This window comes from Maribacter spongiicola, from assembly GCF_052119685.1.
GTDB classification, from domain to species: Bacteria; Bacteroidota; Bacteroidia; order Flavobacteriales; family Flavobacteriaceae; genus Maribacter; species Maribacter spongiicola_A.
Genome location: NZ_JBGQOO010000019.1, coordinates 16,317 through 32,348, shown reverse-complemented (window position 1 = coordinate 32,348; position 16,032 = coordinate 16,317). Strand labels below are relative to the sequence as shown.

Sequence of the window (16,032 nt, the reverse complement as noted above, 5' to 3'; positions counted from 1 at the left end):
CCTTTGGTCAACTTTTTAATTTAAAAATTTTGACAATGGGTAAAGGATTTTTTCAAGTTCCTACAGCATTTAACGAACCAATTAAAAGCTATGCTCCTGGGTCTCCAGAAAGAGAAGCGGTTTTGGAACAATACAAGGCATATTTTAATAACAAGATAGATGTACCTATGTACATTGGATCAGAAGAGGTACGTACAGGCACTACTAAGCCAATGTCTCCTCCACATGATCACAAACATATTGTTGGTACCTACCATACGGCTACTAAAGAAAATGTACAATCAGCGATTAACAACTGTTTGTCATCTAGAACCGCATGGGCCAACTTAACTTGGGAACAACGCGCAGCTATATTCTTGAAAGCTGCTGAGCTACTTGCAGGTCCTTACCGCGCGAAGATTAATGCGGCGACCATGATCGCACAATCTAAAAATATTCACCAAGCAGAAATAGATGCCGCTTGCGAGTTAATTGACTTTTTACGTTTTAACGTGGAGTACATGTCTCAAATTTATGCAGAGCAACCAGATTCTGCCGAAGGTATTTGGAACAGGGTAGAATATCGCCCTTTAGAAGGATTTGTTTACGCAATTACTCCTTTCAACTTTACTGCCATTGCTGGTAATCTACCTGCAAGTGCAGCTATGATGGGGAACGTTGTTGTATGGAAACCGAGTGATTCTCAAATTTTCTCTGCAAAAGTTATTGTAGATGTTTTTAAAGAAGCTGGTTTACCTGACGGAGTTATCAATGTTGTTTATGGTGACCCAGTAATGATTACCGAAACAGTATTGGCTAGCCCAGACTTTGCTGGTATTCACTTTACAGGTTCTACACATGTATTCAAAGAACTTTGGAAGCAAATAGGAAATAACATTCATACCTATAAGACATACCCAAAAATAGTTGGTGAAACTGGTGGTAAAGATTTTATTTTAGCACACCCAACTGCCAATCCTAAACAAGTTGCTACGGCTATTTCAAGGGGAGCATTCGAATTTCAAGGTCAAAAATGTAGCGCAGCTTCAAGAGTATACTTACCAAAATCTACTTCTAAAGAGGTTTTAGAATATGTTAAGGCCGATATCGCTTCTTTTAACGAACCTGGTTCTCCTGAAGACATGAGTAATTTTATTACGGCTGTTATACACGAAGGTTCTTTTGATAAATTGGCAAAGTACATTACACAAGCCAAAGAAGACAAAAATGCTGAAATATATGCAGGTGGTTCTTTTGATAAATCTAAAGGATACTTTATTGAACCGACCGTTATTTTAACGACAGACCCAAAATACACTACTATGGAAACTGAATTATTCGGTCCTGTAGTGACTATTTACGTTTACGATGATAAAGATTGGAGCGCAACATTACAATTAATTGATGGCACTTCTGAGTACGCACTTACCGGCGCTGTACTTTCTCAAGATAGATATGCTATTGACGAAGCTACAAAGGCATTACAAAATTGTGCAGGTAACTTCTATATCAATGACAAACCTACAGGCGCTGTAGTTGGTCAACAACCTTTCGGTGGTGCTAGAGCTTCTGGAACTAACGATAAGGCAGGATCAGCTCAAAACCTTTTACGTTGGGTCTCTCCAAGATTAATCAAAGAAACTTTTGTTACTCCTGTAGATTACAGGTATCCGTTTTTAGGATAAAAACAACTTTAAAGGCTGAATGTAAATTCAGCCTTTTTTTTTTGACATTACACTTATTTTAGTTTACTTTACGTGTATTACACATTACTTTTAATAACCCTAACACTCTAATTATGAAAAAGTTATTACTCGTAGCATTCTTATTTGTAGGATGCTTTTCTTATGCACAAGAAGAACTGACACAGAACACAATCAAAGGTGTTTTAACCGGAAACCAACTTCAAGTAATTCAACTTGCAGAGGCTTTTCCTGAAGAAAAATATGATTGGAGACCAGCAGAAGGTATCAGCTCTGTTGGCGAAGCCCTTTTACACGTTGCAGGAGGAAATTACTTTTTAGCGTCTAAATTAGGATTTGCTCCACCAGAAGATGTAGACGTAATGAACTTAGGTAAAATCACCGGTAAAGAAAATATCATTGAAGCTCTTAAAAAATCTAACGAGTTCGTTCTAGAAAATATTACCAAGGTTGAAGACGCCAACCTTAATGACGAAGTTGATTTTGGTTTTATGAAATCAAATAAACTAGGCGGATTGTTAGCGATTATGGAGCATAATGGTGAGCACAAAGGTCAGCTTATTGCTTATGCAAGATCAAACGGTGTCGTGCCACCATGGAGTGAATAAAAAAATTCTCACTACACTAAAAAGCCCCATAAACAAATTTGTTTGCGGGGCTTTTTTAGTATTTAAGAAACATTAACATGCCTCCATTACAATATCAATGTAAATTTAACGTTAATTAATTGTAAATTAAAGGTAATTTACCGAGATTTGTACTTCACTTAAAATCAATTGCTTATGACAGTCAATAACTTAAGATTACATATAACATGTATTCAAATTCACGCATGGAATTATTTAAAAGAATTTGCCCGTAAATATAAGAAGGCATACTACAGTTCATTTCTTCTTTAATACATACGCTCAACCTTTATATTTAAGCGGCAGATAAACCATTTTCTTCGTCTCGAAGAAATCTTCTTTGAAGTAATCGGTCAAATTATAGACCTCTGCGGTTCTATAGTCTTTTAACTCATCATTCAGGTCTCCGCCTTTTAAATACAGTATTCCGTTTCTTACAGTGTGTACTGATTCCTTTTTTATTTTTCCTTTTATCCAGTGTACAAAAGTTGGCATTGCTGCCACAGCCCTACTGACGATAAAATCGAATTTACCAGGTATCTCCTCTACGCGAGCATTTATAGTAGTAACATTGGTTAGTTGTAAACCTTCAACCACCTCGTTCACCACTTTGATCTTTTTACCGATAGAATCCACTAAAGTAAAATGAACTTCAGGAAACATAATAGCTAATGGTATTCCAGGAAAACCACCACCAGTTCCAACATCTAATATTGATGAACCATCTTTAAAAGTTATAAATTTTGCAATTCCCAAGGAATGCAAAACATGCCTTAAATAGAGTTCATCTATGTCTTTTCTCGAAACCACATTTATTTTTTGATTCCAATCTTTATACAATTCCTCTAATTTTCTAAAATTTTGTTTCTGATTTTCAGATAAATTGGGAAAATTTTCAAATATGATTTCAACAGTCATGCTTATATTTGTAAGTAGATAATATTAGTATATTCACTGATGCAAAGATTTAGCTTTTAATTAAGCTATCAAACAATTATAGATTCAATTACATTGTACTAAGTAAAAGATTACCAAATTATGGCACAAGATACCATTCGTTTTCCAAGAACTGATTCTGCAAAGTTTTTTAAAACATTGAACAGCAGAGTTAATGATTATTTCAAAACTAATAAATTAAAGAAAACAGGAAACTGGAGACTTCACGTAAAAACGTTAGTGATGTTCACCTTATTTCTTGCACCTTATTTTCTAATACTAACCTTAGGGCTACCAAATTGGGCTAATATCATTTTAACTATCGTTATGGGTGTTGGCATGGCAGGTGTTGGTATGAATGTTATGCATGATGGTAACCACGGTGCATATTCCAATAAAAAATGGGTAAACAAATTAATGGGCAGCAGCATCTATATTCTTGCTGGTAATGTTTATAATTGGCAGGTACAACACAATGTGCTTCACCATACTTATACCAACATTCATGAACATGATGAAGACATGGAAGCGGGTAGAATTTTGCGTTTTTCGAAACATGCAGAATGGAAAAAACACCATAAGTTTCAACACTTTTATTCTGTATTGCTTTACGGACTTTTAACCTTCAATTGGGCTATTACTACCGATTTTCAGCAAATGTACAGGTATACAAAGCGTAAATTGTCATACGGTAAATTACCTAGTGCTACGATGAATTGGAGCACCTTGATCGTAACAAAATTATTATACATTACTATTTGGGTCGTACTGCCGATGTTGATTTTAGATATTGCATGGTGGAAAATATTAATCGGATTCTTTTTGATGCATTATGTTGCAGGGGTAATACTAAGTATGGTCTTTCAACTAGCACATATTGTTGATCATGCAGACACTCCGTTACCAGATGAATCAGGTACAATGAAAAATACTTGGGCTATTCATCAATTATTTACTACTGTAAATTTTGGCACTAAAAACAAAATTGTGAATTGGTTTACCGGTGGATTAAACCATCAAGTGGAACACCACATCTTTCCTAACATAAGTCATGTACATTACACAAAAATTTCGAAAATTGTGAAACAGACGGCACAGGAATTTAATTTACCATACCACGAGTATAAAACTACTAGAAAAGCTATAATTTCGCACTTCAAACATTTAAAGGAGCTAGGCAAAGAGCCTACTTTACAATACTAGAAATTAAGAGCACCCATGAGCAATCAACTTTCGGACAGAATTAACAGCGTTACACCGTCAGCTACTTTGGAAATGGCCGCAAAGGCCCGTGAATTAAGAGCGGAAGGTAAAGATATTATTGGTTTAAGCTTAGGCGAACCAGATTTTGAAACTCCTGATTACATAAAGGATGCCGCTATACAGGCCATACATGATAATTATAATTCCTATAGCCCTGTTGACGGTTATGTAGATCTTAAAAAAGCTATTATCACTAAATTCAAAAGAGATAATAATTTAAGTTATGAGCTTGCACAAATTGTAGTTTCAACTGGTGCTAAGCAATCTTTATATAATGTTGCCCAGGTTATTTTAAACCCTGGTGACGAAGTTATTTTACCATGCCCTTACTGGGTAAGTTATAGCGATATCGTTAAGTTAGCAGATGGTGTACCAGTAGAAGTAGCCACTACATTAGAGAACGATTTTAAAATGACTCCCGCTCAATTAGAGGCTGCTATTACACCTAAAACTAAAATGTTATGGTATAGTTCGCCTTGTAACCCAAGTGGATCTATTTATAGCAAAAAAGAATTACGTGCACTTGCAGATGTTTTGAAAAATCATCCTCAAATTATTATTGTAAGTGATGAAATATACGAGCACATCAATTATGGCGTAACAGCTCATGCTTCGATGGCAGAATTTGAAGATATGTTTGACCGTACGGTTACCGTAAATGGAGTTGCAAAAGCATTTGCAATGACAGGATGGCGTATTGGGTATATTGGCGCACCTGCTTATATCGCTCGTGCAACAAATAAACTACAAGGTCAAGTTACCAGTGGAGCGAACTGTATTGCACAACGTGCCGTAATTACAGCTCTTGAAGAATCGCCGGATCGCATTAAATATATGGTAGATGAGTTTAAAGAAAGACGCACTCTAATTTTAGGCTTACTGAACGAAATTGAAGGTTTTAAATGTAATGAGCCAGAAGGTGCATTTTATGTATACCCAGATGTAACTGCTTTTTTTGGTAGAACATTTAACGGTACTACAATTAATAATGCATCAGACTTCTCTATGTATATCTTAGAAGCTGCAAATGTTGCTACCGTAACCGGTGACGCTTTTGGTAACGGAAATTGTATTCGTATTTCTTATGCTGCATCTGCAAAGGAAATTAAAGAAGCAATATCAAGAATTAAAGAAGCGCTGAAATAAGCCTCTGCATATTGTATAAAAAAAGTCCCTTCTAATGAAGGGACTTTTTTATTTTCATAAAATGAGTATTCTTAAGTTCTTTTCCAAAAATATGGCGTTAACAATATCAGTACGGTAAAAAGTTCTAGCCTACCTGCCAACATTAAAAAGCCACACCACCATTTTGCCAAATCTGGTAAACTATTAAAATTACTAACCGGATTTAAGCTCCCTAACGCCGGACCAACATTTCCCAAAGATGACGCTGCACCACCAATGGCAGATTCAAAATCTAATCCTAAAAAGCCTAACACTAAAGCTCCAATAATAAAGAGCAGCATGTATAGCACAAAGAATCCGATAATATTATAGACGATTTTTTCTTTTACTGTTTTATTGTTATAGCGTACCGGAATAATTGCATTTGTATGTAATGTTCGCTTAAACTCTAACACTCCATTTTTTATAATCAATAAGTGACGCATTACTTTTATACCACCTGCTGTTGAGCCTGCAGATCCTCCTAAGAAGAACAATCCGAAGAAAAACACGGTTAAAAAGGGTGTCCACTGTGTAAAATCTGCACTAACAAAACCTGTTGTGGTTATCACAGAAATTATCTGGAATAACGCATGTCTAAACGAACTTTCTGCCTTACCGAGCACCATTGGATATCCAGGGGTCAACTCTGTAATATTAGCTTGGTAATACACCACCAAGGCCACTATTATAGTAAAAACTATAACGAATCCGGAATAATATCTAAACTCTTCATCTTTAAACACTTTTTGAATTTTTCCCTTAAAAGCGAAATAACTCAATACAAAATTACTACCCGCAAGGAACATGAAAAAGATAATGATATACTGAATCAATGGTTGATCGTTCCAATACGCCACACTGGCATTTTTAGTTGAAAAACCACCTGTTGACAAAGTTGCCATAGCATGATTAATAGCGTCAAAAAACGACATACCCGCAATTTGTAATAAGATTGTTTCTGCTACCGTATACCCAAAATAAATAAGCCAAAGACGTTTTGCTGTATCAGTAATTCGCGGATGTAATTTATCGCCTGTTGGTCCCGGTGCCTCTGCAGAAAACAACTGCATTCCTCCAATACCCAACAAAGGTAGTATGGCAATTGCCAAAACGATAATACCCATGCCCCCTATCCAATGGGTCAAACTTCTCCAAAATAAAATTCCCTCTGGCATTGCTTCAATATCATCCATTATAGAAGCCCCAGTTGTCGTATAACCAGAAATAGTTTCGAAAAAAGCATTAGTTACCGTAGGTACCGCACCTGAGAATAAATAAGGCAGCATACCAGAAATGGACATCACTATCCACCCAAAAGTAACGATAATGTATCCTTCTTTTTGTTTTACTTCTTTTTTATGACCTCTGGTATAGTACATCATAAAAACCCCAACGAACATCGTGCTTATAGATGCTAAAGCGATACTTAAAGTAGCGCCGTCTTGGTAAATACCACTTACTACCGCCGCTAAAAGCATAAAGCCTCCGTTACAAAGTAACAGAAGCCCCATTATATGTATTATAATTCTTAAATTAAGCCGCATCTTAAAGGAACATTCGTTCTATTTTAGAAATCTCTGAAGGTAGACAACAAACCACTACCCTATCACCTTCTTGTATTTTAAATCCACCAAGTGCAATATGACCTTGACCATCGCGAACAACACCACCTATGGTAGCCGCTTTCGGAAAATCCAATTCACGTATAGTAGCACCCGTAACTTTTGAATTTTTCTTTACTATAAATTCTAATATTTCTGCATTTAAATTGTTCAAACGCATCATCGCCACTACCTCACCCTTTCGAATATGTCTAAATATGTTATTCGCCGCTAGTAGTTTTTTATTAATTAAAGTATCTATACCAATAGAATGTGAAAGCTGAAAATAATCCATATTCTCAACCAAGGCAATCGTCTTTTTAATATACTTAGACTTAGCAACTAAACATGACATGATGTTGGTTTCTGAATTTCCGGTTACCGCAATAAAGGCATCCATAGACTCAAGACTTTCTTCATCTAATAATTCAACATTTCTACCATCACCATTTATTACCAATGCATTCGGTAATTCATCTGCAAGGTCAAACGCTTTTTCTTTATTCTTTTCAATGAGCTTTACGTTGAATTTATTGGCGCAAAGATCTCTAGCCGTTTTATAACCAACTTTACTACCACCAAGAATCATTACATTCTTTATTTCCGTTTTTGTCTTACCGGTAAGTTTATAAAGTTCATCAACACCTTCTTTTACAGTTATAAAATATACCTGATCTCCTTCTTTAAACACCGTATCTCCACGAGGTATTACTGTATATTGAGTTCCTGTTCGCTGAAGTGCAATAGGCATAAAATGCAATTCGGGAAAAATCTTAGCTGCTTCTTTAACCATTTTACCAACAAATGGAGCAGATTTCAATAGAGACACCCCTACCATAATCAACTCTCCATCTTCAAATTCATAGGTGTCGTTGAAGGCGGACTTATTCAACAACATTTGAATTTCTGTCGCAGCCAAAGCTTCTGGAGAAATCAATTCATCAATACCTAAATCTGAGAACCTCAATAACTCTTTGTTCTTTATAAATTCGGTATTCGAAATTCTTGCAATTGTTCGCTTACACCCTAACTGCTTCGCCAACATGCAAAGTGTAAGGTTTGTAGTTTCAGAAGAGGTCACCGCGATAACTAAATCTGAATCTTTTACCTGAGCATCATTTAATACCGCAATAGAAGTTGCATCACCTTTTAAAACTCGTATATCTAGATGATTGTCTGCATAAGCCAGACTCTCTTTTTTAGAATCGATTAGTGTAATATCCTGTGATTCATAAGAAAGTAATTTGGCTAAATGAAAGCCTACCTCCCCAGCACCAGCAATTATAATCTTCATTTATTTTATTCGATCGCTAATTGTCAAGTACAAATTTTCGGCTCCAAACTATTATAAATTGTTTTAAAGCAGACTTGAAAAATATAGCATTTATTATGGCGCAAAATTACATAATTAAATTAGTTTATTCTTTATTTTCAATTGTTTACCGCATCAATAACCAACCTAAATCGCTAAAATGGAATTAAGCACTAGCTATATCGTATATTTGCCAAAAAAATAGCCATAAAATGCCCCAAAAAGTTACACCCTATAAAGACTCCGATTTAGGAAAGAAGGAACAAGTAACCAAAATGTTCGATACCATTTCTAAAAACTATGACGGCTTAAACCGTGTTATATCATTTGGTATTGATATCAAATGGCGTAAAAAAGTCGTAGAAATACTAAAAAAAGAACAGCCGAATTCAATTTTAGATATTGCTACTGGTACTGGTGATTTAGCTATCGCATTAATTTCAACGGGTGCAAAAAAAATTGTGGGACTTGACATTTCTCCCGGTATGCTTTCTGTCGGAAAGGACAAGGTGAAAGAAAAAAATCTCAACAACACTATCGAAATGGTCGTAGGCGATAGTGAAAACCTATTATTTGAAGACAATTCTTTTGATGCCGTAACGGTTTCTTTTGGTGTTCGGAATTTTGAAACTTTAGAAAAAGGTATGTCAGAAATATTACGCGTTTTAAAACCTAACGGTTCTTTAGTTGTACTAGAAACTTCGGTGCCTACAAAAACACCATATAAACAAGGATACCACTTTTACACAAAAAATATACTTCCATTAATCGGAAAATTATTTTCAAAAGACAATTCAGCTTATGGCTATTTAAGCGAATCTGCTTCAGTTTTTCCTCATGGCGAAAACTTCAACAATATTTTACGCGAAATCGGGTTTATAGATGTAACGAATAAACCTCAAACATTTGGGGTTGCATCAATTTATGTGGCAAAAAAGGCTAACGCCTCGCTATAATTAGCACGCTCTCTTAAATTGTTGACTTACAATCGTAAACCACGATATATGAAGAAATGGTTTTTTATAGGATTAACATTATTTTTAATGACCAATACGTTGAGTGCTCAATTCAACGAAAGCCCCATATTGAACAAACAAAACGAAGATAAGAAACTCTTAAACTGGGGATATTTCTTAGGTTTAAACCAATATGATTTTAAAATTGAATACAAAGAAAATGCCCAAGATATTTTGGTTAGCAAGAGCTTTGGATTTAATGTTGGATTGATTGGTGAAGTTCGACTTAATGAATTTTTAGATGTTCGTTTTGAACCAGGGTTGCATTACGGATCAAGATTAATGGGATTTCCTGGCTTTGATGATGAGCGCAATGCAATTAGAGAAGTAAAATCTACATATATTAACTTTCCTCTTTTATTGAAAGCCAGCACAAGACGGTTTGGCAATTTCAAACCTTTTTTGTTAGGCGGAGCCTCAACCGGACTCAACTTAGGCAGTAACGAAGAAAGCCTTGATGATAATGAATCTGGCACCTTTAGAATGAAAAAATGGGTTTACAACTATGAACTTGGTTTCGGTATCGATTTCTATTTAGAGTACTTCAAATTCACCCCTTCTATTCGAGGTGTTTTTGCCATTACAGACGAATTAGTTTCTGATAATGACCCTAACAGTCCGTGGACCGGAAACATAGAATCTTTAAAAACACGCGGAATTTTTATCAACTTTACTTTTGAATAGCAATTAGCAATTAGCAATTAGCAATTAGCAATTAGCAATTAGCAATTAGCAATTAGCAATTAGCAATTAGCAATTAGCAAAAGTTAAAAATTTTGAATTATAAAACCTAGTTACTTTCTAATTTCATGAAGTAATATTGCCGTTGCAGAAGCTACATTCAAACTTTCTGTGGTTACATCACCAAATTGTGGTATTGCCAATCTATCTGTACATAAACGCGCTACAGTATTAGAAATCCCTTTACCTTCATTACCCATAACCATAATGCCCTTTTTAGGCAATTTTGAAGTAGTTACACTTACACCATTCATAAAAGTTCCGTATACTGGTATTTTGGCAGCTTTTAAAAACTCGATCAAATCCAAATACTGAATGTTCACCCTTGTAATCGAACCCATCGTAGCTTGTAATACCTTGGCGTTATAACAATCTACCGTATCTAAAGAACATATAATATCAGAAATACCGAACCAATCGCAAAGTCGTATTATAGTCCCTAAATTACCTGGATCTTGAACTCCGTCTAGCACTAATGTCCAGTCAGATAAAATCTTGTTACTCGTATTAGGTATATGAAATACTCCCAGATAACCGTTCGGATTCTTAAGACTACTCATTTGACTTAATTCTTTTGATGAAACTTTAACTACATCATTATCTTTCACCTCTAAATCAGATGGGGCAATAGCGAATAATTTATATACTTTCATGCTTGAATTCACCACTTCTTCGACCGTCTTTTTTCCTTCGACAACAAATAACCCGTGCTCATTTCGGCACTTTTTTTGCTGTAGACTTTTGATAAGTTTCAATTCACTTTTGACAACCATTCAAATAATGTATTTTTGATTTCTATGAGGATGGCACTTTGCTCCAAAAACAACATGGCTAAATTAAGCTTATTATCCCTACTGGCAATAGTCTTGTTATCATGTAACTCGCTAAAAAAAGTAGAGGATGATGAATTCTTGGTGATTAAAAATGCTATTTATGCCGATTCCATTAAAGTAAATGACGAAGATTTAAAGAGTCTTATCTACCAAAAATCGAATTCTACCGTTTTAGGCTACCCCCTGAGACTTAATTTATACAACCTTGCCAAAGAAAACCCAGACTCTTCATATAACGCATGGTTATACCGAAAAGAGAATAGAAAAAAAAGACTGGACAAACTGCTTTCAGAAAAACAAGTAGAGCGTTTGGGCGAATCTTTCATTGTTAAAGGTTTAAGTAATTGGCTCAAAGACATTGGCGAAGAACCTACCATTTTAGATACGACAAAAACTAGATTAAGCTTGGCAAAGCTTAGTGCCTATTATCAGAGCAAAGGTTTCTTCACCAACAACACTACGTATTCTATTGACAGCAGTCGATTCAAAAAAGCGAAAGTAAATTACCATATTGAACTTGGAGACCCTTATATGATCGATTCTCTAGGCAACAATATTTCATCTACAGCCATAGACTCGCTCTATTTTTTAAATTCTTCAAAATCATTAATTAGAGAAGGGCAGCAATTCGATCTTTCTAACTTTAATAGCGAACGCGAGCGCTTAACAGGTATTTTTAGAAATAGTGGTATTCGAAATTTTCAAGAAAGTTCTATTACTTTCGATATTTTACGAGACACCACCAGGTCTGCAGACGACCAACAAATGAATATTACCCTTAATATCGGTGATTTAAAAACAAGAGGAGAAAACGAAGTAACTACTTCGTCTTACAAAGTAGAGAAGATAAATAAAATCAATATTTACACAGACTACCTATCGACAAACTCAAAAGATTCGCTTTACACGATAGATTACCAAGATTACACGATACATTATTCTAAGAATTTTGGCATTAAACCAAAAACATTGGCAAATGCCATCTTCTTTAAAAAAGATAGCATTTATAGAGATATAGATAAGATCAGAACATCTAGACAGCTAAATGCTCTAAATGTATTCAAATACCCAAATATCATTTTTGAGGGAGACTCTATTGGCAACAAAGTGAATACCAATATTTACTTGGCACCTAAAACAAAATATGCCTTTGCAACTGATTTTGAAGTTAGCCGGTCTAACCTGCGTCGATTAGGTGTTGGTCTTGGCACTACGCTACTGATTAGAAATATATTTAAAGGTGCCGAAAATTTAAGCATATCTGCCAATGGATCTTATGGCCTATTAAGTAGTAATACTTTCGAAGCCAATTATTTTTCAGAATTTGGTGGTGACATTACTTTAGATTTTCCTAGGATCTGGTTTCCGTTCGTAAATACCTCTAGAATAATACCGAACTATACATTACCCAAAACAAGAATAGCCATGGGTACTAATTTTCAAAATAATATTGGTTTAGATAAACAGACGTTAAACGCTGTTCTAGGCTATAATTGGGTACCTAGCGATTTCGTTAATCATGACGTAGAATTATTAAATATTCAGTTTGTTAGAAATGTTAATCAAGAAAGGTTTTATAATGTGTATACAAACACTTACGAACTTTTGAACGATATAGCAGATGATTATGAGGATGCCGATCTTTATCCAAATATAGCCTCATCTTTTGAAGCAGGGGATAATGACGGTGAACTAAATCTTATAATTCCGAAAGGAACTAAAATATTTACAGATTCCATATTAAATGGTGGTATAGCTTCAACAACGGATGATTTTGATAATGTAAAAACCATTGAGGAAAGAAGAATTAGATTGACCGAAAATAATTTAATTTTTGCATCTAACTATACGTTCAATAAAACGAACCGAACAGGTATTATAGATAATTCATTTTATAAATTTCGATGGAAAATTGAAGGTGCCGGCAATGTATTATCAGCCCTTTCTACATTTATACCATTTAATAAAAATGACAATGACCAATTACTAGTATTTAGTGTACCATTTTCACAATACATAAAAAACGAGTTTGAATACGTTAAATATTGGGATCTGTCTCGTTCTAATGTTCTTGCCGCAAGAGCTTTTTTCGGTATCGCTATACCTTACGGAAACTCTGACAACATACCTTTTGTGCGAAGTTATTTTGGTGGTGGATCAAATGACAATAGAGCTTGGTTCCCTTACTCCTTAGGTCCGGGAAGCACTTCGGCTATTAACGATTTTAATGAAGCAAACTTAAAGTTGGCTTTAAATTTGGAATATAGATTTCCTATTGCCGGCGATATTAATGGGGCAATTTTTGCTGATGCAGGTAATATCTGGAATGTTCTTGATAACGTTGAAGATCCTAATGCTACTTTTGACGGGTTAGGTTCTTTAAAAGATATTGCACTCGGCACAGGACTTGGTCTAAGATATGATTTTACCTATTTTCTATTTCGATTAGATTTAGGGTTTAAAACCTATAATCCTGCAGAAATTCAGTCTAAGCGTTGGTTTAGAGATTATAACCTCGCAAATTCCGTATTGCAAATAGGTATCAACTATCCCTTTTAAATATAATTGTTTTATTACTTTTGTTTTTCATTTTTTTTAGAAACAAACAACTACATAATTATGGCTCACAATATCAAACCGGGAGTTGCAACCGGAGACGAAGTTCAAGCAATTTTCAACTACGCAAAAGAAAAAGGATTTGCATTACCTGCAGTAAACGTTATTGGTTCAGATACTATTAACGGTGTTTTAGAGACAGCAGCAAGTTTAAATGCACCTGTTATCATTCAATTTTCTAATGGTGGAGCTCAATTTAATGCTGGCAAAGGTCTTTCCAATGATGGGCAACAAGCAGCTATTTTAGGTGCAGTTGCAGGTGCTAAACACGTTCACCAATTGGCAGCGGCTTACGGTGCAACCGTAATTCTTCATACAGACCATTGTGCGAAAAAATTATTGCCTTGGATCGACGGTCTTTTAGATGCTAGTGAGAAACATTTTGCCGAAACAGGTAAATCTTTGTTCAGCTCGCATATGATCGATCTTTCTGAAGAACCTTTAGAAGAGAACATCGAAATATGTAAGGGGTATTTAGAACGCATGAGCAAAATGGACATGACGTTAGAAATTGAACTAGGTATTACCGGTGGTGAAGAAGATGGTGTTGATAATTCTGATGTAGATGATTCTAAATTATATACACAACCAGAAGAAGTTGCATATGCTTACGAAGAACTTTCTAAAGTAAGCCCTAGATTTACTATCGCCGCAGCATTTGGTAACGTACACGGTGTATACAAGCCAGGTAACGTGAAGTTGACTCCGAAAATTCTTAAAAATTCTCAAGAATATATTTCTAAGAAATACGGTGTTGAGCACAACCATATCGATTTCGTATTCCATGGTGGATCTGGATCTACTGTTGAAGAAATTAGAGAAGGTATCAGTTACGGTGTAATTAAAATGAATATCGATACAGATTTACAATATGCTTTCTTAGCAGGTGTTCGTGACTATATTCAAGATAATAAAGATTATTTACAGTCTCAAATAGGCAATCCTAAAGGGGCAGATGAGCCTAACAAGAAATATTACGACCCAAGAGTTTGGTTGAGAAAAGGGGAATCTACATTCATAGAGCGTTTGAAAAAAGCATTTGAAGATTTGAATAACGTAAATACGCTATAATACTTTAGGATAACCAAAAAATGGATGATATGACGGCTTGGTTTAAAAGAAAAGAAAAAGGGATACAAACTTCTACTGAAGAAAAAAAAGACACACCTAAAGGCTTGTGGTATAAATCGCCAACAGGTAAAATAGTTGAGTCAGATGATCTTGCAAAAAACTTTTATGTAAGTCCAGAAGATGATTATCATGTAAGAATAGGTAGCAAGGAATATTTTGAGATTTTATTCGATAACAACATGTTTACCGAATTAGATGAAAAACTTACTTCTAAAGATCCTTTAAAATTTGAGGATACTAAAAAGTACGGTGATCGTTTAAAAGCTGCACAAAAAAAGACCGGACTTAAAGATGCGGTTAGAACAGGATACGGAAAATCTTTTGGCAAAGACATCGTTATCTGCTGTATGGATTTTAAATTCATTGGTGGATCTATGGGTAGTGTCGTTGGTGAGAAAATTGCACGAGGTATAGATTATGCCATTAAAAAGAAAACTCCATTCTTAATGATTTCAAAGTCTGGTGGTGCACGTATGATGGAAGCTGCCCTATCGTTAATGCAACTTGCAAAAACATCTGCCAAACTAGCCCAATTATCTGAAGCGGGTTTACCTTATATTTCTTTGTGTACAGACCCAACAACTGGTGGTACCACTGCATCATATGCCATGCTCGGCGACATTAACATTGCAGAGCCCGGCGCACTAATAGGTTTTGCAGGTCCGCGTATTGTAAAAGACACAACTGGTAAAGATTTACCTGAAGGTTTTCAATCTTCTGAATTTTTATTAGAACACGGCTTTTTAGATTTTATAACGCATAGAAGAGATTTGAAGAAAAAGATCAACCTATACATAGATCTTATTCAAAACAATCCGGTAAGATCAGAAAAGACAGTAGCTTAAAAACCTTAGTATTAAGTTTACTACCAATATGGTTTTTATGCTGTTCTACAGATAAAGAAAAAATGCTCGTCGATGAATCTGATTCGACGAGCATTTTTAATTTTAATGCCAAAATTACTGCTGTTACTACTTCAGGAGAAGCAAATAATTACATCATTATCACAACAATATTTAGCCCTGACAAAAGTTGCGAGCAATATTCAGATTGGTAGGAAATAATAGATTTAGAAGGAGATCTCATTTATAGAAGAATTCTAACCCAT

13 protein-coding genes are annotated in these 16,032 nt (G+C 35.1%); 9 read left to right on the top strand and 4 right to left on the bottom strand.

Going from position 1 to position 16,032, the window contains the following annotated elements; genetic code table 11:
• Positions 1-35: 35 nt before the first annotated feature.
• Both pruA and ACEN2N_RS18295 read left to right on the top strand, forming a co-directional pair.
• On the top strand, positions 36-1,664 hold the full coding sequence (gene pruA, locus ACEN2N_RS18300; protein WP_441825677.1) for an L-glutamate gamma-semialdehyde dehydrogenase: 1,629 nt from the start codon (positions 36-38) through the stop codon (positions 1,662-1,664).
• Positions 1,665-1,777: 113 nt separating this feature from the next.
• On the top strand, positions 1,778-2,290 hold the full coding sequence (locus ACEN2N_RS18295) for a DinB family protein (protein WP_441825676.1): 513 nt from the start codon (positions 1,778-1,780) through the stop codon (positions 2,288-2,290).
• Positions 2,291-2,590: 300 nt separating this feature from the next.
• Here ACEN2N_RS18295 and rsmG read toward each other — a convergent pair whose 3' ends face one another.
• A complete protein-coding gene (gene rsmG, locus ACEN2N_RS18290; protein ID WP_441825675.1) occupies positions 2,591-3,226 on the bottom strand; it encodes a 16S rRNA (guanine(527)-N(7))-methyltransferase RsmG in 636 nt (211 codons plus the stop codon).
• A gap of 120 nt (positions 3,227-3,346) precedes the next feature.
• On the opposite strand from rsmG, the gene ACEN2N_RS18285 reads away from it, so the two are divergent.
• Positions 3,347-4,447 carry a fatty acid desaturase family protein gene (locus ACEN2N_RS18285; protein ID WP_441825674.1) on the top strand — a complete coding sequence of 367 codons (1,101 nt, stop codon included), beginning with the start codon at positions 3,347-3,349 and terminating at the stop codon, positions 4,445-4,447.
• 15 nt (positions 4,448-4,462) lie between these two features.
• Positions 4,463-5,653, top strand: coding sequence for a pyridoxal phosphate-dependent aminotransferase (locus ACEN2N_RS18280; protein ID WP_441825673.1), 1,191 nt, complete (start codon positions 4,463-4,465; stop codon positions 5,651-5,653).
• 71 nt (positions 5,654-5,724) lie between these two features.
• Here the strand turns inward: ACEN2N_RS18280 and ACEN2N_RS18275 are convergent, their stop codons facing one another.
• Together ACEN2N_RS18275 and trkA are read right to left on the bottom strand one after the other, a co-directional pair.
• Positions 5,725-7,218 (bottom strand): TrkH family potassium uptake protein, encoded by a 1,494-nt coding sequence (locus ACEN2N_RS18275; protein ID WP_441825672.1) that lies wholly within the window; start codon positions 7,216-7,218, stop codon positions 5,725-5,727.
• 1 nt (position 7,219) lies between these two features.
• Entirely contained in the window at positions 7,220-8,569 is a 1,350-nt protein-coding gene (gene trkA, locus ACEN2N_RS18270; RefSeq protein ID WP_441825671.1) for a Trk system potassium transporter TrkA, read from the bottom strand.
• Positions 8,570-8,799: 230 nt separating this feature from the next.
• Here trkA and ubiE point away from each other — a divergent pair, with 230 nt between their 5' ends.
• Together ubiE and porT are read left to right on the top strand one after the other, a co-directional pair.
• Positions 8,800-9,543, top strand: a complete 744-nt coding sequence (ubiE, locus tag ACEN2N_RS18265; protein ID WP_441825670.1) for a bifunctional demethylmenaquinone methyltransferase/2-methoxy-6-polyprenyl-1,4-benzoquinol methylase UbiE — start codon at positions 8,800-8,802, stop codon at positions 9,541-9,543.
• Between the two features lie 48 nt (positions 9,544-9,591).
• The gene (gene porT / locus ACEN2N_RS18260) at positions 9,592-10,287 is read left to right on the top strand and encodes a type IX secretion/gliding motility protein PorT/SprT (protein WP_441825669.1); all 696 of its coding nucleotides are present in this window, start codon (positions 9,592-9,594) and stop codon (positions 10,285-10,287) included.
• A gap of 110 nt (positions 10,288-10,397) precedes the next feature.
• On the opposite strand, the gene ACEN2N_RS18255 is transcribed toward porT, so the two are convergent.
• Complete coding sequence (locus ACEN2N_RS18255; protein ID WP_441825668.1) at positions 10,398-11,117, bottom strand: TrmH family RNA methyltransferase; 720 nt, start codon at positions 11,115-11,117, stop codon at positions 10,398-10,400.
• A 54-nt stretch (positions 11,118-11,171) separates the two neighbouring features.
• On the opposite strand from ACEN2N_RS18255, the gene tamL reads away from it, so the two are divergent.
• From tamL to accD, 3 genes are read left to right on the top strand one after another with little or no spacing between them, the layout of a single operon-like run.
• Complete coding sequence (gene tamL, locus ACEN2N_RS18250) at positions 11,172-13,736, top strand: translocation and assembly module lipoprotein TamL (RefSeq protein WP_441825667.1); 2,565 nt, start codon at positions 11,172-11,174, stop codon at positions 13,734-13,736.
• A gap of 60 nt (positions 13,737-13,796) precedes the next feature.
• A complete protein-coding gene (fbaA, locus tag ACEN2N_RS18245) occupies positions 13,797-14,864 on the top strand; it encodes a class II fructose-bisphosphate aldolase (RefSeq protein ID WP_441825666.1) in 1,068 nt (355 codons plus the stop codon).
• Positions 14,865-14,893: 29 nt separating this feature from the next.
• Positions 14,894-15,769 (top strand): acetyl-CoA carboxylase, carboxyltransferase subunit beta, encoded by an 876-nt coding sequence (accD, locus tag ACEN2N_RS18240; RefSeq protein WP_441825696.1) that lies wholly within the window; start codon positions 14,894-14,896, stop codon positions 15,767-15,769.
• Positions 15,770-16,032: the final 263 nt, after the last annotated feature.